Source organism: Aliivibrio thorii (assembly GCF_057368585.1).
On record NZ_CM170654.1, the window covers coordinates 1400392 to 1421384 of the forward strand.

Here is a 20993-nt window from a genome sequence, read left to right on the forward strand (position 1 = left end):
CTCTTTACTAGAGGCATAGAGGCGGTTAAGCATATTGCGAATAAAAGGGCGTAGCCTTGCTAGAAAACTTAACGCGACAACGAAATAAACCTAACCAACATAAATAAAGTCAGCAGCAGGTGATGTGAGATAATAATTTGAGAGTACACTATAGCCTTTACGGGCGCATGCTATCACTGCAAGCGCTTTACGTGGCATACAAACAAGTGAGAAAGAATGGAGGCGCAGCTGGTATTGACGGGCAGCGTATCGATGATTTCACACAAAATTTGGAAGTAGAGCTCAGAAAACTATTACTTGAACTACAAGAAAAGCGCTATCAAGCGCGGCCCGTAAAACGAGTTGAGATCGCCAAAGACGATGGCGGTATCAGGTTATTGGGGATCCCCACAGTTCGAGACCGAATTGTTCAACAATGTTTAACGAATATAATGACTCCCATATTTGACCCAAACTTTCATCCATCCAGTTATGGATATCGGGTTGGGCGAAGCTGTCATCAAGCCATCAGCAAAGCTACACTCTTTATACGTAAATATAATAAGCGGCATGTTGTTGATATGGATCTGTCTAAATGTTTTGACATGCTTGACCACGATCTGATAATCAAGTTCGTGCGAAAGCGCATCGTGGATGGCAGTATCTTAGGCTTGATCCGTCAATTTCTAAAAAGTGGAGTCATGGTTGGTGAAAACTGGCAGAATAGTGTAATAGGCAGTCCACAAGGTGGGGTGATTAGTCCACTACTTGCTAATATCTACTTAGATGAATTCGATCAAGAAATGATGAGGCGTAAGCATCGAATAGTGCGATACGCGGATGACATTTTGATATTCTGCACCTCGAAAAAGGGTGCAGAGAATGCATTAAAAGTAGCTAGCCATATTTTAGAAGTAACGCTAAAACTTAAAGTGAATGAGCGGAAAACCCATATAGCACATAGCGATACAGGTATTAAATTCTTGGGAGTGGAAATTTTTACAAATTACACGGCAATTCAAGAAAAGAAGCTCAAAACATTAAAAGCGAAAGTAAGGCAACTCACCAAGCGTAATGGAGGATTGAATTTAGCGAGAGTGCTAAAGCAACTGAATCCAGTGCTCAGAGGGTTTGTAAACTACTTCAAAATAGCCAATATTACGAGCACACTGAAAAGCCTTGCGGCTTGGATAAGGCGGAGATTGCGAGCGGTACAAATGAGTTTATGGAAGAAGCCGTGCAGATTGCATCGTCGTCTTAAGCAACTAAAGTACAAACCGCCATTTAAGTCCATAAAAATGGACTCATGGCGAAACAGTGCGAGTCCGTTAGCAAGCTATGCGATGCCTAATCAGTGGTTCAAAAATCTAGGCTTGTATTCAATAGACGAAGTTAAAACAGGTGTACTCGCTTCTTTTTATTAAGAAATAGTAAATTGCAGGAGCCGTATACGAGGTCCGTACGTACGGTTCTGTGAGAGGGATGAGGCAAAAGCCTCACCCTACTCGATGGTTCATCGCGGCTTTCCGGGGAAAGCCGCTTTTATCTTCATAAAGAAATAGTCTGTATCTCTGTAGCCATACCCCATTCTTTTGATCAGCTTAATTTTGTTATTTATTCCTTCCAGTGTACATGTATTTAATCGATATAAAGCCGAACTAACAATTCCGTGAAGGTATGGTTTTAACTTTCGTGCAAAACTGATTAATGGTTGGATCCCACTCTCATTTACCTGTTGCCACCATACATCCCATAGTTCTATTGCCTGCGTTTCTGAATCACAATACCAGAGCTCTTTTAATTGCTCTCCTAGCAAATGAGTCACCATTAAATCGTGGTTTACCGAAAGTATTTCATCTAGATAACTCTGTTGATTTGCGTCTAGGTTGTCTCTATTTTTCAAAAGGATCCAGCGTGAACGCTTAATCCAACGACGAGCTTTTTTGTCTTCTTTGAGTTGATTCGCTTGATCTACCCTAACTCTATCCATTACCTCTCGTCCATATTTGGCTACCACATGAAAAAGATCGTATACAATACGCGCATTAGGGCAATGAGCTTTCACTTCGAGATCGAAAGCTGTATTCATATCCATAGCTACTGCTTCGATATTTTCGGCATGCTCACCAAGCTCTTCAAAGAAAGGCCTGATATCAGTTCGGCTTCTACCTAAACCAATCCAAAGCACTTGATGTGTCTGCGCATCGGCAATCACTGTTGCATATCGATGTCCTTTAAATATGGCAAACTCATCCATCACTAGTTGACGTAATTTATCCCATGGTATGTCAGGGATAACTCGTTTAAGTCGTTGTTTATCAATGTTCTTTATCGTGTGCCAATGTACTCCAGTCAGTTCTGAAATATGTTTAATCGGCAGCAAAGGCAGCAGTTGTTCAATATATTCTATCAATCGATTAGTCAGGCGTGAGTATGGTTTAAGCCAAGATATTGCTTCCGTTTTTGTACCACATAGCGAACATGTAATGCGCCTAGTCTGAATCAAAAGTTCAACTGGAGTTCCTAATATCATAGCGTCTTTAATAGTTCGCCACTGAGTATCGTGAGTAAATTCAGAGAGTCGCCCGCAAGAGCAGAATGCTGGGGAATCAGGCTTTAAGGTTATAGAGATTAATGAATCAGTTTTATGAGATTTTACGATCTGAAAACCTTTCCAGAATGATGATAAAAAAGTATTATTTGGCATGAAAACGGCAGTTTATGAAAAGTTGTGTTTGGCGATGTAACTTTACCACTAACTGCCGTTTTTGTTTTCAATTCCCGCTAATCTGCGATGAACCTTTTTTTTGTCTATAATTCAATAATAAATATGAGTTTGGTATAGCAGAAGTGCAATTATAAACAATGAGAGGAATTGGCTATGGTGACACTACAACTACTCAAAACAGAAGATGCAGAAGCGTTATTAGAGTTTGAATTGGTCAATCAAGAATGGTTTGAATCATTCATTGAAGCGCGAGATGAAGATTTTTTCAGTGAAGAAGGGATCAAAGATCATATCGATTTTTATCTCTCGGAATATGAAAAAGACAGGATTTACCCAATGATATTGAAGAATGCTCAAGGAACTATTTGTGGTCGAGCCAATCTTTATAATATTAACAGAGAAAAAGAATCAGGCTTTATTGGTTATCGAATTGGTGAAGAGTTTGTTTCTCAAGGACTCGCTACTTATGCAACGAAAGTATTGATTAAGGTTGCCAGAGAGACATTAGCGCTGAGTCAGTTAATTGCTACTGCAGCAACAGATAATTTAGCCTCACAAAGGGTGCTAAGTAAAAATGGTTTTAAACAAGTCGGATTTAAGCCTGAATTTACTATTGTGGATGGTGAAATTATTGATTGTTATGAATATCGCTGCGTAATTAAGCTGTTGTCGACAGTGATATAGAGTGAGATATAGCTCTAAAGCAGGGGTTGCTATATACTTTCTTGTTTCAAAGGAATTCCTATAATGGAAATGATCATCGTCTCTTCTGAAAAACAGAAACGTCTAATAATGATCTTTGCGCGTATGAAAGCAAAGATGTCAGATAAAGCGTTACTGAAAAACTTAGATGCATACCAAATTAACTCAACGGCTTATCCTGCATTCAAGAAAGCACAAGATCTTCGTGTTGAGCGTATTCATTTACCTTTCGGTGATGATAAAACAGGTTCTCTAGATGGCGGTGACTTCTTGTTCCGTTACCTGTCTAAAGGCTATATCTGTCTTGGTGACTTTGAAGGTCAACCAAAACCAGATCTAGGTCCATGGGGCGTTCGCTCTGTTCGTCGTCAACCTAAAATCGGTTTCGGATTGTAATCGACTTATAAATATTTGATTTTTATTAAACGGTTCTGAACGATAATTTATTCAAATTGCTATACCCCGCTGTAGGAGTGAATGCGTCAGAATTCATCGATTAACAGAAGGCTTTATATTGTTTTGCGGCCTCAAAAGTGAGCTTCATTGCTTCAATCGTCATTAAGTTAATCGGTGTATCTAAATAAGCCACTGAAAATTGCAACGGGCTTGGTGTCCAATCAGTATTAATGATCTTTAATGTTTTATTGTTAAGGGCATCGGTAATGACTTCTTTAGGTAACATTGCAATACCGACGCCACTTTCGGCTAAGCGAATACTGGCAGAGAGTGAACTTGCAGAATAGAATCGCGTGGGTTGATTGTTATGTTGTGTAAAATAACGTTCAACCTCATGATACGGCGCTGTATTTCGTGCATAAGTAATGATTGGCCAATGAGAGAAGTTGGTCGTTGCATGCAATGACGTTCGCTGTATTGTTGGGCTTGCGACCCAGTGTAAAGAATAATCACAAATATGTTGGCTAACCACATTCGGTTCAACAACGTCTCCTAATAAAATCGCAATATCAATGTTGCGAGCTAACAGTTCTTTTCTAAGATTGATCGTTGCATCCACGATAAGCTCAACCTCTAAATGAGGTAAGTTTTGGTGAATTAAAGAAAGATACTGTGGTAACCATGTATGCACTATTGTTTCTGATACTCCAATCCGTAATATCCCAGAAATAGCCTCTGAATTATTAGCCAGCGCATGAAGAAGGAAAACCAGCGGCGCGCTCGGGCTTTAGTTGGTCATTGATTATGGGGGCTGCTTTTTTAATGGCGACCTCAGCAGTAGGCCCAGGATTTTTAACTCAAACTACCGTGTTTACTCAAACGTTAGGTGCAAGCTTTGCCTTTGTTATTCTTATTTCTATCATCTTAGATATTGGTGCTCAGCTTAATATTTGGCGAATTATCGTTGTTTCTAAAAAACGAGCACAAGATATTGCGAACGATATTTTACCTGGGCTTGGTTATGTGATTACAGGAATGGTTGCCATTGGTGGTTTAGCTTTTAATATCGGTAATATCGGCGGTGCAGGAATGGGAATGAACGTATTATTTCCAAGCATCACGCCAATCGCAGGAGCTGCTATCAGTGCGGTAGTTGCCGTTGCTATCTTCATGTTGAAAGATGCCGCTAAAGTAATGGATCGCTTTACCATAGTCATGGGGGCTGCATTGATAGCGATGACTTTATATGTCTTATTTTCGACTTCGCCACCAGTAGGGGAAGCGTTATATCGAGCGGTATGGCCAGAAAAACTGAATGTGTTAGCCATTATAACTTTGGTAGGGGGAACCGTTGGCGGTTATATTACTTTTGCAGGTGCTCACCGTTTGATTGATGCGGGTGTAACGGGTCAAGAAGCACTACCACAAGTTAACCGAGGGTCAGTTTCAGCCATCAGTTTAGCGTCAGTTGTTCGTGTGATCCTATTTCTGGCTGCATTGGGTGTTATTAGCTCTGGGGTTACCTTAGATCCAACAAACCCTCCAGCATCAATGTTTAAATACGCAGCGGGCAATGTGGGTTACAAGATCTTTGGTTTAGTGCTTTGGGCAGCTGCGATCACTTCTGTTATTGGTGCGGCGTATACCTCAGTATCATTCTTAAAGACATTACATCCAATTATTGAGTTACATTCACGTCGATTTATTATTGGGTTTATTGTCGTATCAACATTTATATTCTGCTTTATTGGTAAGCCAGTGATGCTACTGATTGTTGCTGGAGCTTTAAATGGGTTTATCCTACCAGTCACATTAGGGCTTATGTTGATTGCGGCAACCAAATCATCAATTGTTGGTGATTATAAGCACCCAGTTTGGATGTCAGTCTTTGGCTGGTTAATCACTGCAATGATGGCTCTTATGAGTATATACACCTTATATGTGATGTTTTTTTAATCAAGTTGGCGAGTAATATTGAGAATATAGTTATATTTTAGAATTATTATTCAGATAATGGCTTTTTATCTGCTTGATTTTAAATATACTAAATCGCAGGCCCTAATATGTTTACCGACGTGTTAGGGCCTCATAGGTTTTAACGCAATGTGAGATTTATAAGTATCAGCCCATCATGATGTAAGGCTGAGATAAAACAAATAAGGATATATGATGATTGATTTCTGGCCGTTGATTGGAGTGGTGATAATTACTCTTGGGCTCGCTTTACGTTTAAATACACTATTGGTTATTTTAACCGCAGGGATAGTGACAGGGTTAGTTGCAAAGATTGATTTTATTGAGATCTTATCCATTCTAGGTGCATCATTTACTCAAAACCGCTACATGTCCTTATTTATTCTAGTATTGCCTATGATTGGTGTATTAGAACGATTTGGCTTAAGGGAACGCGCAGAAACACTGATTGGTTCAATCAAACAAGCCTCTGCTGGCCGAGTTATGTTTACGTATTTATTGCTGCGTAAAGTAACGAATGCATTAGGTTTAAATTTGGGGGGGCACCCATCGATGATCCGTCCTTTAGTTGCTCCAATGGCAGAGGCGGCGGCAGAGAAAAATAGAAAACCATTAACGAATAAAGAAAGACAGCACCTTCGTGCACTGGCTGCAATGAGTGAAAACTTTGCTAATTTCTTTAGCCAATTAATTTTTATTGGTGCTGGCGGTTTGTTATTAATTAAAGGTGTGCTTGAAGAGCATGGTTACAGTGTTGCTTTAAATGACATGTTTATGTGGGCAATCCCCACAGCTTTAGCCTCGTGTGTCGTATTTTATGTTCGAGCATGGATAGAAGATTCACGCTTGGCAAAAGCTGGTAAGCAGGAGCAAGAAGAATGTTAGAGTATATTTATCAAGCGACAGGCTTACTTCTTATTGCGTTTTCTCTTCAAAGTTTTATGGATAAAAAGAACCCAAAAGCAATAGGCACAGGGCTTTTCTGGTTAGCTTATGGTGTTTCTTTTTGTTTAGGCAGCGTATTACCCGATTGGGTTGTTGGCGTTTTAGTCTTAATTATGACGTTAATTGCTTCAGTGGGTTTAATGGGTATTGGGTCATATAATTCAAGTGATAATGAGTTTAGAAAAAACAGTGCCAAATCGTTACAGAACATGTTGTTTCTTCCGGCGATTATTGTTCCTGTCGGTACGATTTTATGGAGCCAAGTAACAGGGGAAAGTGCACTTATTGGCTTAGGGATAAGCTCTGTTCTTTCATTGTTTGTCGCTAATTGGCTGACTAAGTGTAAGCCTGTTCAAAGTATCCATGAAGGACGTCGATTAATTGATACTATTGGCTGGGCAGCGATTTTATCGCAATTCTTAGCGGCATTAGGCTATTTATTTGGCCAGGCTGGTGTAGGTGATACGGTTTCACAAATAGTAAAAGAGATCGTGCCACATGGTAGCGTTTTAGCCTATGTGATTGCGTACACATTTGGTATGGCTATTTTCACCATTGTAATGGGTAACGCGTTTGCCGCTTTTGCTGTTATTACCGCAGGTATTGGTATCCCACTATTAATTGTTGAAATGGGGGGAGATCCTATCGTAGTGGGGGTACTGGGCATGGTTTCTGGCTATTGTGGAACCTTAATGACGCCAATGGCGGCTAATTTTAATGTAGTACCTGCCGCTTTGTTAGAGCTCGATAATAAAAACCAAGTGATTATCACTCAGTTTATTCCCGGTTTTATTATGCTACTAATTAACACTACCTTTATGTACTTTTGTGCCTTTTAGGGGTTAACGATGAAAAAGATTCTAATTACAGGTTTTGAACCTTTTGGTAATGACAAAATTAACCCTGCGCTAGAAGCGGTGAGATTAATTGCTGGCCGTAAACTTAATGGCGGTGAGATCAGTATTTGCCAAGTACCAGTTGTTCGCTATAAATCTATTGAGACGGTAAAAAAGGCGATTGAAGAGCTGCAACCCTATGCAGTGATCACTGTTGGTCAAGCTTCGGGTCGCGCTGCAATAACACCAGAGCGAATTGCGATTAATGTCGATGATTTTCGGATCCCTGATAATGATGGCATTCAAGTGATTGATGAGCCCGTCGTAAAGGGGGGTCCAGATGCTTATTTTACGACACTACCAATCAAAGCGATGGTGAGTGAAATACAACAAAAAGGGATCCCAGCTCAAGTATCAAATACCGCAGGTACTTTTGTATGTAACCACCTGTTCTACGGGATTCAACATTATTTAAAAGGCTCTAATATTCGTCATGGGTTTATTCATATTCCATTATTGCCAGAACAATCAGTAGATGGCTCTCAACCAACAATGAAGTTAGAGCAAATAGCAGAGGGCTTAGCTATTGCGGCACAGGCCATTATTGATAATGATGAAGATATCCAACAAGGTGCCGGAACCATTTGTTGATTTAGAAAAGTCAAAATGAAGTAATTAAAAGCCTAATGATACTTTTTATCGTTAGGCTTTTTTATTTTAATAACTTACTTTTTATGTAGCCAATGTTAAATCTTGATGCTGTTTTTGATGCTGCAATGTTGCTTTATATCTTATTGAAATCGTTAGTATAAATTAAATACAATTTACGCAGTGGTTTGTGAAAAAGAACACACTTTTAATTAACAATGCTGATAGTATGACTCGTGATGTAACCATTTGTTTCATTAATAAGTCATGCAATGTAAAGGCGGTGTAGGCTCCACTAATAATTTTACATTGCTATATATTTTTAGAATTAGAAAAGTAGACATATTATGCAGTTAACCTTAAAAATTAAGCTTGTTTTAACAAGTGTCGCACTGATTGTTTTAACGATCATATCGCTAGGTACTTTTTCCTACCAAACAATGAAAACACAAGCGTGGGATTCTATTCGTAGTGAAAGTGGAAATACCGCAAAAGCATACAGTTTAGGTATTGGTGATTGGTTTAAAGGTCGTCAAGATGCGATTACAGCAATGAAAGAAGCGATTGAGCGCGACCAAAATCTAGATATGGTTGCACATTTAAAACAAACGTTTACTTCTGGTGGTTTTGGTTTGAGTTATTACGGTGATGCAGAAGGCGTTATGCAACGCCAAGATCCATCGCTAAATAAAGCTGGATACGATCCTCGTACACGAGGGTGGTATAAAGAAACATTAGCCGCAAATAAAGCGATTACAACAAAACCTTATGTTAGTCACACTATGCAAGCATTAGTGGTGACGTTAACAGAACCTGTTCGTGAGAATGGTCGAATCATTGGGGTAACAGGATCCAACTTAGCACTTGGTGCTTTAATCGAAGATGTTCTTGATATTTCAGTTCCAGGAAATGGCTATGCCATGCTTTTAGATGTGAGTAACCGAATTGTTGTTGCACATCCAAATGAGAAAATGGCGTTAAAACCTATTTCAGAACTTGGTCAAGGTTTTGATGCGAACAACTTAAGCAGTGAAATTGCATCGGATGGTTTTTTCTTTACCAAGCAAGGTGATAAAGAAAAAGCAGTGATGATAACAGCCGTTCCAAATACTAATTGGGCTGTTGCATTGGTTATGGACCAAGAAACTCTAGAGGCGCCATTAAATGCCATGCTTGTTAAGTTATTACTTATCGGTGGCTTGATCTTATTGTTTGTTTCCTTATTTACAGGTTGGTTAGTGACTCGTCAACTACGTGAGCTTGGTACGGTATCGGAAGCACTTGCAGATATTGCTAATGGGGAAGGCGATTTAACGGTTAGAATCAATGTTAAATCAGATGATGAAGTTGGTAAATTAGCTGAAAATTTCAACCAGTTTGTTTCTCGTTTACATACTATGGCATCGAACTTACGTGCAATTACCTTAGAGCTTAATCGTTCAGCGGCGGACTCCGCAGACTCCGCAGTTCAGCGAAGTGAGAATATTCGTCAGCAACAAGATGAAATTACTATGGTTGCCACTGCGGTAACAGAAATGGCAAGTGCGACACAAGAAATTGCAGGTAATGCTGAAAATACGGCGAAGTCAGCATCACAAGCGGTAGATTTAACCCAAGAAGGCCATCAGCAAGTTAACCAAAGCCAATCCTCTATTGGTAACTTAGCGCGAGAAGTAAATAGCGCTGTAGGGATCATTGAAGACTTAGATGGTCATGCACAAAAGATCAGCTCAATTCTTGCCACTATTCGTTCGATTGCAGAGCAAACTAACTTACTAGCTTTAAATGCTGCAATTGAAGCTGCACGAGCTGGAGAACAAGGGCGTGGATTTGCAGTCGTTGCTGATGAAGTCCGTGTATTATCTCAACGAACTCATACCTCAACAGAAGAAATTCAATCAATGATTGAAACATTACAGTCGACAACGCAAGAGGCCGTCTCTGTTATGTCGGACAGTCATCACTTGGCAGAAACCAGCGTGAAAGATGTCGATGAAGCAGGTACGAGTATTGAAAATATAGCGACTCAAATTAATGTGATTAGCGACATGGCGACGCAAATAGCATCAGCAGCTGAAGAGCAATCAAGCGTGACCGCTGAGATCAGTCGCAATACAGAAGGAGTGCAAGAAGTTGCAAACCAAATGGCGAGTGAAGCAGAAATCGCAGCACAGCAAGCAGAGGCATTAAAATCGTTAGCTGATTCATTAGAAGAAGAGATCAAACGTTATAAACTTTAAACGCTAACAATTTAATAAAAACCGTCATTTTTTGACGGTTTTTTTGTTTGCCCAGCAAAGCTGGCAAACCCATCTGCTTGCAAGATAGCAGAGTCACCCCGACTAAGGGGAAGACAATCTGAATGGCAAGGGCGTCACTGGCCAACGGTGGGGTCTGAAGGAAGCCATAGGAAGTTAGATGTACACAACTAACCGTAACCTGTTTCGGCGGGATTGGTGGGTAAGCGTCCAAAATAGCGCGAAGCCCAATACTTAGTCAGACCAATTCTGTGCTTGAGGGTGGCATATCTAACAGGGAGTCAGTGCAATAACTGGGGAAGCCTGGCATCTAAACTTAATTGTCAGTAAGTGGCTTAGATTCAAGAAGAAACTCAAGATCTAATGCCGATGTGAGGTGGCAGATGAACCCGTAGTAGTGAGTAAGGCTAGGCCTGTGAAAGCCAGTGATGGTGTGGAGGACAAAACCAAGCCGACTATCAGTAATATATCTGATAGAGTCAATTTGAGCCAAAAGCACTTATTGATTGCGAAGGGGGGAAGTGATTTATAAATTACCTTAAAGTGACGTAATTTATGATGGGTTCACGAATTACCAAATAAGGTAAAGTCTCTATTTTAATGGCTAAGGGTGATACTAAAGCTGTGAATAGAACTGGGCACGGGGAGTAAGTGTTTCTCTTTACTAGAGGCATAGAGGCGGTTAAGCATATTGCGAATAAAAGGGCGTAGCCTTGCTAGAAAACTTAACGCGACAACGAAATAAACCTAACCAACATAAATAAAGTCAGCAGCAGGTGATGTGAGATAATAATTTGAGAGTACACTATAGCCTTTACGGGCGCATGCTATCACTGCAAGCGCTTTACGTGGCATACAAACAAGTGAGAAAGAATGGAGGCGCAGCTGGTATTGACGGGCAGCGTATCGATGATTTCACACAAAATTTGGAAGTAGAGCTCAGAAAACTATTACTTGAACTACAAGAAAAGCGCTATCAAGCGCGGCCCGTAAAACGAGTTGAGATCGCCAAAGACGATGGCGGTATCAGGTTATTGGGGATCCCCACAGTTCGAGACCGAATTGTTCAACAATGTTTAACGAATATAATGACTCCCATATTTGACCCAAACTTTCATCCATCCAGTTATGGATATCGGGTTGGGCGAAGCTGTCATCAAGCCATCAGCAAAGCTACACTCTTTATACGTAAATATAATAAGCGGCATGTTGTTGATATGGATCTGTCTAAATGCTTTGACATGCTTGACCACGATCTGATAATCAAGTTCGTGCGAAAGCGCATCGTGGATGGCAGTATCTTAGGCTTGATCCGTCAATTTCTAAAAAGTGGAGTCATGGTTGGTGAAAACTGGCAGAATAGTGTAATAGGCAGTCCACAAGGTGGGGTGATTAGTCCACTACTTGCTAATATCTACTTAGATGAATTCGATCAAGAAATGATGAGGCGTAAGCATCGAATAGTGCGATACGCGGATGACATTTTGATATTCTGCACCTCGAAAAAGGGTGCAGAGAATGCATTAAAAGTAGCTAGCCATATTTTAGAAGTAACGCTAAAACTTAAAGTGAATGAGCGGAAAACCCATATAGCACATAGCGATACAGGTATTAAATTCTTGGGAGTGGAAATTTTTACAAATTACACGGCAATTCAAGAAAAGAAGCTCAAAACATTAAAAGCGAAAGTAAGACAACTCACCAAGCGTAATGGAGGATTGAATTTAGCGAGAGTGCTAAAGCAACTGAATCCAGTGCTCAGAGGATTTGTAAACTACTTCAAAATAGCCAATATTACGAGCACACTGAAAAGCCTTGCGGCTTGGATAAGGCGGAGATTGCGAGCGGTACAAATGAGTTTGTGGAAGAAGCCGTGCAGATTGCATCGTCGTCTTAAGCAACTAAAGTACAAACCGCCATTTAAGTCCATAAAAATGGACTCATGGCGAAACAGTGCGAGTCCGTTAGCAAGCTATGCGATGCCTAATCAGTGGTTCAAAAATCTAGGCTTGTATTCAATAGACGAAGTTAAAACAGGTGTACTCGCTTCTTTTTATTAAGAAATAGTAAATTGCAGGAGCCGTATACGAGGTCCGTACGTACGGTTCTGTGAGAGGGATGAGGCAAAAGCCTCACCCTACTCGATGTGTCAAAAAAATGTGATTTCCATTCAAAAAGAAAGAGGGAGGAACAACTTATAAAATATTTGATAAACATCTTTCATTAACTATTCCCAAAAGTAAAACAAGGTGTAAAATACGCCTCCTTATCGGCTAACACATAACGTGTTAATTATTCCAGTGTATTGAAAGTAAAGATAAATACACTTTTAGGACATAAATGAAAAACGTATTATTTGCTCTTGCTATCTCTTTAGTAACTGTCTCTTGTACTCCAATTTTCGATAGTAATTACAATCAATCAAATTCAGAATCATGCGATTGTAGTGGTGACGTATCAAAACCAACTCAATCAGTAGAAGAGCAATTATCTAACCTTGCTAATCAAGTAAACAACAAGTGGGGCGATAAAGAGTTTTTAGAGGCGGGTAAGCATCGCTACGTTAAGTATCTTGATGGCTACCGTACACGTGCACATATTGATTTTGATAAAGGTAAAATTTACGTCTCAACCATTTCTCAATATCAACCGAAAGAGACACTTAAAAAAGCCATTATTGGCACTGTTTTGATGCCAGCAGATCCTTCTCATGTTGATTTGTTTAGTGATAAGTCAATCCCTTTACGTGGCCGTCCTTTTTTACTTGGTCAAATTAAAGATCAAGAGAATAAAAACATTGAATGGCCTTGGAGAGCAGGGAAATATGCAGATTATTTAATTGAAAACAAACTGCAATCTAAAATCATTAAAAATGGTAAAGCGTATTACGTTGAGATCTCAATGGTAGATGATCATTTAGAGCAGCGTGAATTCCAATATGCAGATTTGATCAAAAAAGCATCGAAAGAATACGATATATCAATCGATTTAATTTATGCCATTATCCAGACTGAAAGTAGTTTTAACCCTTATGCAGTAAGCCATGCTGGGGCATATGGGTTAATGCAAGTAATCCCAAAAACGGCAGGGGCAGATGTATTTAAATTGGTAAAAAATAAGTCAGGTATACCAACCAAAGAATACTTGTTTAACCCCGCAAACAACATTGATACGGGTACGGCCTATTTTTATATTTTAAAGAACCGCTATCTAAGAGACATCACTCATGGGACAAATAAACATTACAGCATGATCTCGGCCTATAATGGTGGCTCTGGTGGTGTGTTTTCGACATTTGATCCGATTAAAACGAAAGCGATTAATGAGATTAATAGTTTACAACCAAATCAATTATATTGGGCGTTAACTAATAAACATCCAAAAGCGGAAGCGCGACGTTATCTAGAAAAAGTACTGAAGTTTCAAAAAGAATTTAATGAGAAAGCATAAATAAGATTTTTTATTGAGAAGTGTAATAAATCAAATTCAATATATTGCTAATAGATTTATTGCATTTCTCGTGCCTATAATTATTGCTATGGTGTTAATAAGTTGAAACGAATTTTCGTTTTTATCCTATATATTTACTCTTCATTTGCATGGTCAATTGATTTAACCAAGGAAGAATGTACTTGGTTAAAAAATAATAAGAATTTCACATTTTATAATGATGACTATGACTCAAGACTGTTCTTTATTGAAAATGGAGAAACGAAAGGTCTTTATAAGACTTTAATAGATGATATTAATAAGAAATTAGGCACAGACTTTACTATATATGTTGAGGATGTTGACCTATTACATAATAAGTTTAAGAATTTAGATTCTGGCGCATATTTTGATTTTGCGAATACAAAAGAAAGACGTGAAAATTACTTTTTTGTACCTACTTTATATCGAGTAAGCACTAAGGTTTTCTTTAAAGATACTAAAAATATTAAAGACTTAGTGAGCTTAAATCATAAAAAAATTGGCCTCATTGATGATTGGTATTCTACAATTAATTTTGTGAATCAATACGAAGGTGAAATACACTATATACCTGTTAAGTATAAGAATTTAAATGAACTAACGTCAGCTTTGCAGGTTGGAGATATTGATGCTTTTGTAGCAGATACACAAGTGATTACAGATAAAGCTTATCCAACGCTTTCTTTGCCACGACTGGAGAATTTGTATACCTCATTTGCTATTTCTAAGAAGCATGGTGAGTTATATGCTATTTTAATTAAATATTTTACTGAGTTAACTTCAGAAGAAGTAAAAGAAATGGTGAAAAAGTCTCGTGAAGATTATTTCATCTATTTATTTAAAAAGAGTGAAGATCTTAAAGGATTAGAGATCAGTGTCGGTTATGGGTTTAATGAGTTTCCAACCAGTTATCTTATAAACAATCAATATCATGGTATCGCGCCAACGCTCTTTGATAGCATTAAATTGATTTTTAAAGACGTAGTGAACTTTACAGAGCCAACTCTTGGTGACTGCAACGATTATGACATTCTACTTTCTACATTTGAAAATAAATGCATAACCGATAATTACTTTTTAACGAAGCCTTATTATAGCTTTGAACTTTCTGTCTTTAATAAACTAGAAGGCAATTTTATATCTCGAATTGCAGATGTTAATTATTCAACCGTCGGAATGTTAAAGAATGCGTATTACTATGACTACGTAAAGAATAATACGCGAAATGTTAAAATAGTATTTTTTGATACTTTTAATGAAATTATTAAAGCGGTAAATGATGGGCGAGTAGATTATGCCTTTGGTGACCAAAGATTATTGTTAAATCATACCATTAATCATGACATGTATGATCTAAAAACAGCGGGAACATTAACTGAAAAAGTCTCTGTTTATATTGCGGTAAAAAAAGAATATGAGGCATTGTTTGATTCAATCAATCTTATATCGATAAGTTCAGATAATGAACGATTAATTAAGAATATATATATAAATGAAAATGAAAAATATCAAAGAAATGACTTGTGGTTATTAATTAGTATTTTAAGTGGCAGCCTTTTCATTATCAGTCTCTTATTAGTTCGAGATTTTATCGCTAAAAAAGCACAGGCTCGCCTTCTTACTATGAATGAATCTTTAATTGGTTCATTAGAAATGGCATCACTGTACAGTGATGAGGAAACGAGTGAGCATAACAAACGGATAAATACTTATTCTGAGCATTTATCTAAGTTGTTGAATATGCCAAAGCCCTTCGTAGAAGACATTCGAATGATTGCTTCTCTGCATGATATTGGAAAAATCGGCATCCCTCATTACATTTTAAAGAAACCGGGTAAGCTTGATCCTGATGAATTCGATGTGATGAAGCAACACGTTAACATTGGTTATGAGATCATAAAGAATACCGATCTTAGTCTGATAACGAAAAATATCGTGCTTTATCACCATGAAAAGTGGAATGGAAAAGGGTATTTAAACTTAGTTGGTGAAGATATTCCAATTGAAGCAAGAATCGTGAGTATTGTTGATGTGTATGATGCATTAAGACAGAAACGAGTCTACAAAGAAGGGTTAACTCATGAGGTTGCAATAGAGATTATTGCTGAGGAAAGAGGTGTCTCTTTCGACCCCACGATTGTCGATGTTTTTTTAAAGCATCATGGAGAGTTCAGAGCGATCTTTGAGAATAATCAGTAGTAGGAGCAGGGGCTAGTTTTTAGGGGCTAGGGATTAGTAAGAGCAAAGAAATTACTCGTCCCTGTGCTTTTCCTAGAACCTAGTCCCTCGCTTCTAGTCCCCAAGCGCAGCTTCGCCTTTCACATCAAAATTGATTTTTTCATGCCCGGCAAAAACTTGGAATCGCTTACCTTTAGCACGAGCAATAATCGTAATACCAAACTTCTGAGCCAAATCTAAGCCCATTTGCGTTACGCCTGAACGAGAAAGCAAAACGGGGATCCCCATTTGAGCGACTTTAATCACCATCTCAGAGGTTAAACGACCCGTTGTATAAAACAACTTATTGTCACCTGTTCCACGGTTTAACCATAATTCACCCGCCAGAGTATCAACCGCATTATGTCGGCCTACATCTTCCACAAATGAAAGCACTTGGTTTTTTTCACAAATCGCACAACCATGAACCGCTCCAGCGGCTTTATAGGTGTCATTATGATAAGTCAGTGCTTCTAGTGATGCATAAAGATCTGATTGATTAATTGTTACTTGAGGTACTTGATAATTCTCAAGTTGCTTCATAACATTGCCATACATAGTGCCTTGACCACAGCCAGACGTTACCGTTTTCTTTTTAAGGTTTTCTTTTACGTGCTCAGTGGTTTCTTTGGTGTTTACTGCCGCTGTTTTTGTTTCCCAATCAATCATGATGGACTCTAATAACGTCACATCAGTAATGAAATGTTGGTTTTTTAAATAGCCAACAACGAGTTCAGCAGGGCGGGCTCCAAGAGTCATTAACGTTACGACTTCTTGCCAATTAAGCATCACCGTTAAGGGTTGTTCGCAAGCCACTTCTTTTGTTAGCTTCTCACCGTATTCATCATAAACATCCACAGTAAGAGTTTGTTTAGGTACAGCGCCAGTAGTTATTATTCTTGGTGATTGGCTCAAAGTAAGCTCCAAATTAGTGAAATTTAAGGTTATTGGTTTATTACACGCAAAATTTATACCACAGGATAAATTAGAAATAAAACGCTGTTGGTATAAGGATTGCTTTATATTATCAATAGCGATAAAAAAGCCTCATAAAAAGAAGGGTGACTTGTGGATCAAAAAACAGAAAACCAATGGCCACTTCAGTTTGAAGTGATTGAAGAAATCAAACAAGTAGGGCGTTGGAGCGCACCATCATGGCGCATTGGTGACGTTCATCTTTATGAGTCAAAAACACAAGCAGCACAAAGCAATGGCATATTATTTGAACGTGATCTTGAAATATTCTTAGATGAACGAACTGATTACCGTTTTAACTTAAGCTCTCAAGATCCAAAACTATTTTTTGCCTTTGAAAATGATAATGACGTACTCATTCCAGTGATGATTACTGCTTCACAAAGCTTGATAGGGCAATACATGGACGGTGATTACGTTGTGTTATCCATTGGAATGCCACTACCAGTACAAGCATGGTTAGAAGCTTTTATCGGCAAAAACGGTGAACTGATAGAAGTTCGTAGAAAGAAACGTAAAGGTGCGGGGCGCGCGAGTGAGCAACTTCCTAAGTAGATGGGCACTGAGAAAACAGAAGGTAAAACAAGGTGAAGTGGTCAGTGATGAGCCTATTCAAGTATCGCCAACACCTGTTATTGAAGCCTCTGTCGATGATGTTGAAACAACACCAATCTTAGAAGAGTCAGAAGTAACGCCTGAGATCGAGCTGCCTACCGAGGCCGATCTAGGTGAAATTACAGGAACCAGCAACGTCAGCCAATTTATGGCAACAGGGGTTGATAAAAACCTGAAAAAAGCCGCATTGCGTAAGATGTTTTTGAATCCTGAATTTGCAATGGAAGATGAGCCAAACTACTCAACACCACCAAAATTGGATAGTGAAACTGCAGCCAAATTACGAGATTGGATGGTAGAGCCAGTTGAAGAAGAAGGCGAGAGTGAGCAAGAGTCAGTGGCAGAGCAATTATCAGAACCATTGCCAAAAGAACAACAAGAATTAACCGTTAAAAATGAAACAACAAACAGTAATGATAATGAATATCAATACGTTACTGGCAACGAAAAAACGTCAAGTGAGACAAAAAAGACCATTTAAACAATCGGGACATTTTGAACCAAGGTGAGACAAAATGTCCCGACAAAAAACACTGCCTGCCAAATAGTCTAAAAATACCGCATTTTACCCAATTAATATTTCTAATAATTACCCATTAAGTTGGTACGGTTATTGCGATATACCACCTAGAAACCAGTCACAGAACTGAATAGGCCCAAACGGGGTCAAGAATAGGTGAAGCAATGTTAACCCAATTTTTAGCACAATCTGAAACAACGAATGCCAAAGCGCGTCAGTTCGCTATTGCGCAAACCGTTGAGTTAAACAACTTAATCCCACCAACGGTAAGTTACGAAAGCCGTGGTAACTTGATCATCATTGGACCTACTAGCATTATTGTTGATGTTGCCGAGCAGTTCTCAGAGCTGAACAGCATCACACTGGTCTCAACCGAATCTGATGCACACGATAAAGAGACTGAAAGAGCGGTTTACCACGCTAAAGATCTAAGCATCAAAGGCTTTTTAGGTGCGTTTGATGTTGAATGTACGCTAAATGGTGAACGCGTTAATCTTGCAAAAGCAACCATTGGCGCTGCTGCATTCGATCTTGTGTTAGACATGAAACTAGACAGCGTAATGTCAGAGCAAGTGCCAGTACCGGGTTACTACCCTGTAGGTCGTGGTTACCCAACGCTTGCACAAGTGCTTGATGAATTACCAGCGCTTGTTGGTACGTTTGATAAACCAAAATACTTTCGCTTAAATCCAGAGTTATGTGCACACAGTTCACGTGGCGTAAAAGGGTGTGAGCGTTGTGTTGATGCTTGTCCTGCTGGCGCACTAACCAGTGAAGGTTCAGATCAAACAGGCCACCACATTCAAATTAACCCATACCTTTGCCAAGGTGTTGGTACATGTGCAACCGCGTGTCCAACAGAAGCGATCAGCTACGCATTACCAGAAGCAGAAAAAACGCAAAACTTTGCAACTCGCTTATTAGCAAACTACAAAAAAGAGGGTGGAGAGACACCTATCATCGCATTTTGTAGTGATCGCCACGAGAACTTCAATGTAATGGCACTTAAAACCATGCCAGACCATGTTATTCCAGTGGTTCTTGATGAATTATTGTCTGTTGGTATTGATACATGGTTCTCTGCGTTGGTGAATGGTGCTGCGCAAGTTCTGTTTATTGCAAGTCGCAGAATGCCAGAAACCATTCAGCGTGTATTAACGCAAGAAGTGGAAATTGCACAGGCTTTCTTATCTCAACTAGGGTTAGATCCTCAACGCATCCAAGTCGTTTACATGGAAGCGTTACATGAAATGACGCTTATCGATACGCCATTAGCGGTAATTGAACAACCATTAACGGGTAATAAACGTGCACGCTTAATGGGCGCGTTAGATCACCTCGCTGCTGATGCGGCTTCAAACCATATTGAAATTACAGAAATTCAATCTCTGCCTTCTCATGCGCCTTATGGCAGTGTGAGCTGTGAAACGAAAGACTGTACGTTATGTATGGGTTGTGTGGCGGTTTGCCCAACTCGTGCACTTCATAGTGATCCAGATTCACCAACATTAAAATTCATTGAGCAAGATTGTGTTCAATGTAGCCTTTGTGTCAGCGCCTGTCCAGAAAAAGTGTTAAGCATGAAAGTGCAAATGAACTGGAACCAAGAGACACGTCAAGAAACACAAATCATGCATAAAGAAGATGCCGCGTGTTGTATTACTTGCGGAACACCTTTTGCTCCAGCATCAATGATTGAAATGTTACGAGCTAAGTTACAGGGTAACCCACACTTTAGTGATGAAGCCTCTATTAGCCGTCTATACATGTGTGAAGATTGTCGAGTAAAAGACATCTTTACTGATCTGTCTGCAAACCCAGAAAAACAATTAAAGGTGTAATGACCATGAATGAACAACAGCAAGTAAGACAAGAAATCTATGGTTTATTAGCGCATTTATTTCGTATTGCACCAGATCAAATGGTGATTGATTGGTTAAGTACGCTTGAAGTAGAAAGTCACGATGATCATGCAATGAGTAAAGCATGGTCTGTTATTTCAAAAGCGGCTCAAGAATCAAATCAAGAAGCCCTAACAGACGAATACCAAAACCTATTCATTGGCGTTGGCCGTGGTGAAGTGATGCCGTTTGGCTCATGGCACATAGCGGGCGCATTAATGGAAAAACCGTTAGTGGCACTTCGACAAGATCTAATGCAATTAGGTTTTGAACGTGCTGATGACGTAAAAGAGCCTGAAGATCATATCTCAGCATTATGTGAGGTAATGGCGATGCTTATTGAAGCGGGTGATGCTGAAGTTCTGCAACAACGTTTCTTTAATCGCCATATTCAACCTTGGTATGTTTCACTGTGTGAGCAAATCAATAATGCAGAAAATGCAGATTTCTACAAATCAGTGACAGGTTTAGTAGAGGCGTTTTTCATTGTAGAACAAACGCGCTTTGCAAAAAATCCAAACGCAATTGAAGTCACAGAAGTATAAAAGTCGTTGTGACTTAAAAGAATTAAAACCATAAAAACAGACGCCCATTCCAAGTACATTGGAAGCAAAGGAGCATTGAATGAGCAATAAAAATACGGACCTAAACCGCCGCACACTACTGAAGGGCCTTGCAACTGCAGCTGCCGCAGGAACAGTAGCAGCAGCGGTATCAGGAACAGCAAGCGCAAACACAGTAACGGATAAAAAAGACGTTGAGAAGAAGGGCGATGGATATCGCGAAACTCAACATATTCGTGATTATTACGATAGCCTATAACGGAGC

The 20993-nt window shown here is 39.2% G+C and carries 19 protein-coding genes; 16 read left to right on the top strand and 3 right to left on the bottom strand.

The annotated features are described in order from the left end of the window. Nucleotides 1-167 precede the first annotated feature (167 nt). Nucleotides 168-1403: a group II intron reverse transcriptase/maturase gene (gene ltrA, locus AC2IP4_RS06290; protein WP_375321735.1), complete on the top strand. Its 1236-nt coding sequence runs from the start codon at nt 168-170 to the stop codon at nt 1401-1403. An 89-nt stretch (nt 1404-1492) separates the two neighbouring features. On the opposite strand, the gene AC2IP4_RS06295 is transcribed toward ltrA (AC2IP4_RS06290), so the two are convergent. Continuing rightward, the gene (locus AC2IP4_RS06295; protein WP_375320385.1) at nt 1493-2686 is read right to left on the bottom strand and encodes an ISL3 family transposase; all 1194 of its coding nucleotides are present in this window, start codon (nt 2684-2686) and stop codon (nt 1493-1495) included. A 174-nt stretch (nt 2687-2860) separates the two neighbouring features. Between AC2IP4_RS06295 and AC2IP4_RS06300 the strand changes: the two genes are divergently transcribed. Together AC2IP4_RS06300 and AC2IP4_RS06305 are read left to right on the top strand one after the other, a co-directional pair. Beyond that, nucleotides 2861-3391 carry a GNAT family N-acetyltransferase gene (locus tag AC2IP4_RS06300; RefSeq protein ID WP_375322499.1) on the top strand — a complete coding sequence of 177 codons (531 nt, stop codon included), beginning with the start codon at nt 2861-2863 and terminating at the stop codon, nt 3389-3391. Nucleotides 3392-3454: 63 nt separating this feature from the next. After that, nucleotides 3455-3805 (top strand): hypothetical protein, encoded by a 351-nt coding sequence (locus AC2IP4_RS06305; RefSeq protein ID WP_061002434.1) that lies wholly within the window; start codon nt 3455-3457, stop codon nt 3803-3805. A gap of 100 nt (nt 3806-3905) precedes the next feature. Here AC2IP4_RS06305 and AC2IP4_RS06310 read toward each other — a convergent pair whose 3' ends face one another. After that, entirely contained in the window at nt 3906-4496 is a 591-nt protein-coding gene (locus tag AC2IP4_RS06310; RefSeq protein WP_486306509.1) for a substrate-binding domain-containing protein, read from the bottom strand. Between the two features lie 131 nt (nt 4497-4627). Between AC2IP4_RS06310 and AC2IP4_RS06315 the strand changes: the two genes are divergently transcribed. The 8 genes from AC2IP4_RS06315 to AC2IP4_RS06350 all read left to right on the top strand — a co-directional run bounded on the left by AC2IP4_RS06315 (nt 4628) and on the right by AC2IP4_RS06350 (nt 16136). Continuing rightward, nucleotides 4628-5761 carry an NRAMP family divalent metal transporter gene (locus tag AC2IP4_RS06315; protein WP_486317129.1) on the top strand — a complete coding sequence of 378 codons (1134 nt, stop codon included), beginning with the start codon at nt 4628-4630 and terminating at the stop codon, nt 5759-5761. 213 nt (nt 5762-5974) lie between these two features. Beyond that, complete coding sequence (locus AC2IP4_RS06320; RefSeq protein WP_122034627.1) at nt 5975-6664, top strand: DUF969 domain-containing protein; 690 nt, start codon at nt 5975-5977, stop codon at nt 6662-6664. Then, nucleotides 6658-7563, top strand: a complete 906-nt coding sequence (locus AC2IP4_RS06325; protein ID WP_375322496.1) for a DUF979 domain-containing protein — start codon at nt 6658-6660, stop codon at nt 7561-7563. Before AC2IP4_RS06320 ends, AC2IP4_RS06325 begins: the two co-directional genes overlap by 7 nt. 9 nt (nt 7564-7572) lie before the next feature. Beyond that, nucleotides 7573-8211, top strand: a complete 639-nt coding sequence (pcp, locus tag AC2IP4_RS06330; protein WP_375322495.1) for a pyroglutamyl-peptidase I — start codon at nt 7573-7575, stop codon at nt 8209-8211. A 344-nt stretch (nt 8212-8555) separates the two neighbouring features. After that, nucleotides 8556-10448, top strand: a complete 1893-nt coding sequence (locus AC2IP4_RS06335) for a methyl-accepting chemotaxis protein (protein WP_486310688.1) — start codon at nt 8556-8558, stop codon at nt 10446-10448. 842 nt (nt 10449-11290) lie between these two features. Continuing rightward, a complete protein-coding gene (gene ltrA / locus AC2IP4_RS06340) occupies nt 11291-12526 on the top strand; it encodes a group II intron reverse transcriptase/maturase (RefSeq protein WP_375321735.1) in 1236 nt (411 codons plus the stop codon). A gap of 280 nt (nt 12527-12806) precedes the next feature. Continuing rightward, nucleotides 12807-13916: a membrane-bound lytic murein transglycosylase MltC gene (gene mltC, locus AC2IP4_RS06345; RefSeq protein ID WP_486310689.1), complete on the top strand. Its 1110-nt coding sequence runs from the start codon at nt 12807-12809 to the stop codon at nt 13914-13916. Nucleotides 13917-14018: 102 nt separating this feature from the next. Next, a complete protein-coding gene (locus AC2IP4_RS06350; protein ID WP_486310690.1) occupies nt 14019-16136 on the top strand; it encodes an HD domain-containing phosphohydrolase in 2118 nt (705 codons plus the stop codon). Between the two features lie 93 nt (nt 16137-16229). On the opposite strand, the gene AC2IP4_RS06355 is transcribed toward AC2IP4_RS06350, so the two are convergent. Further along, on the bottom strand, nt 16230-17069 hold the full coding sequence (locus AC2IP4_RS06355) for a formate dehydrogenase accessory sulfurtransferase FdhD (protein WP_486306503.1): 840 nt from the start codon (nt 17067-17069) through the stop codon (nt 16230-16232). A 153-nt stretch (nt 17070-17222) separates the two neighbouring features. Here AC2IP4_RS06355 and AC2IP4_RS06360 point away from each other — a divergent pair, with 153 nt between their 5' ends. The 5 genes from AC2IP4_RS06360 to AC2IP4_RS06380 all read left to right on the top strand — a co-directional run bounded on the left by AC2IP4_RS06360 (nt 17223) and on the right by AC2IP4_RS06380 (nt 20987). Then, entirely contained in the window at nt 17223-17684 is a 462-nt protein-coding gene (locus AC2IP4_RS06360; RefSeq protein ID WP_486310691.1) for a DUF3305 domain-containing protein, read from the top strand. Beyond that, nucleotides 17665-18225 carry a DUF3306 domain-containing protein gene (locus tag AC2IP4_RS06365; protein WP_486310692.1) on the top strand — a complete coding sequence of 187 codons (561 nt, stop codon included), beginning with the start codon at nt 17665-17667 and terminating at the stop codon, nt 18223-18225. Before AC2IP4_RS06360 ends, AC2IP4_RS06365 begins: the two co-directional genes overlap by 20 nt. 203 nt (nt 18226-18428) lie before the next feature. Further along, nucleotides 18429-20105: a 4Fe-4S dicluster domain-containing protein gene (locus tag AC2IP4_RS06370; protein ID WP_486310693.1), complete on the top strand. Its 1677-nt coding sequence runs from the start codon at nt 18429-18431 to the stop codon at nt 20103-20105. A 5-nt stretch (nt 20106-20110) separates the two neighbouring features. After that, nucleotides 20111-20710 (top strand): TorD/DmsD family molecular chaperone, encoded by a 600-nt coding sequence (locus AC2IP4_RS06375; RefSeq protein WP_375322487.1) that lies wholly within the window; start codon nt 20111-20113, stop codon nt 20708-20710. 79 nt (nt 20711-20789) lie between these two features. Continuing rightward, the gene (locus AC2IP4_RS06380) at nt 20790-20987 is read left to right on the top strand and encodes a twin-arginine translocation signal domain-containing protein (RefSeq protein WP_130044540.1); all 198 of its coding nucleotides are present in this window, start codon (nt 20790-20792) and stop codon (nt 20985-20987) included. The last annotated feature ends 6 nt before the right edge of the window (nt 20988-20993 follow it).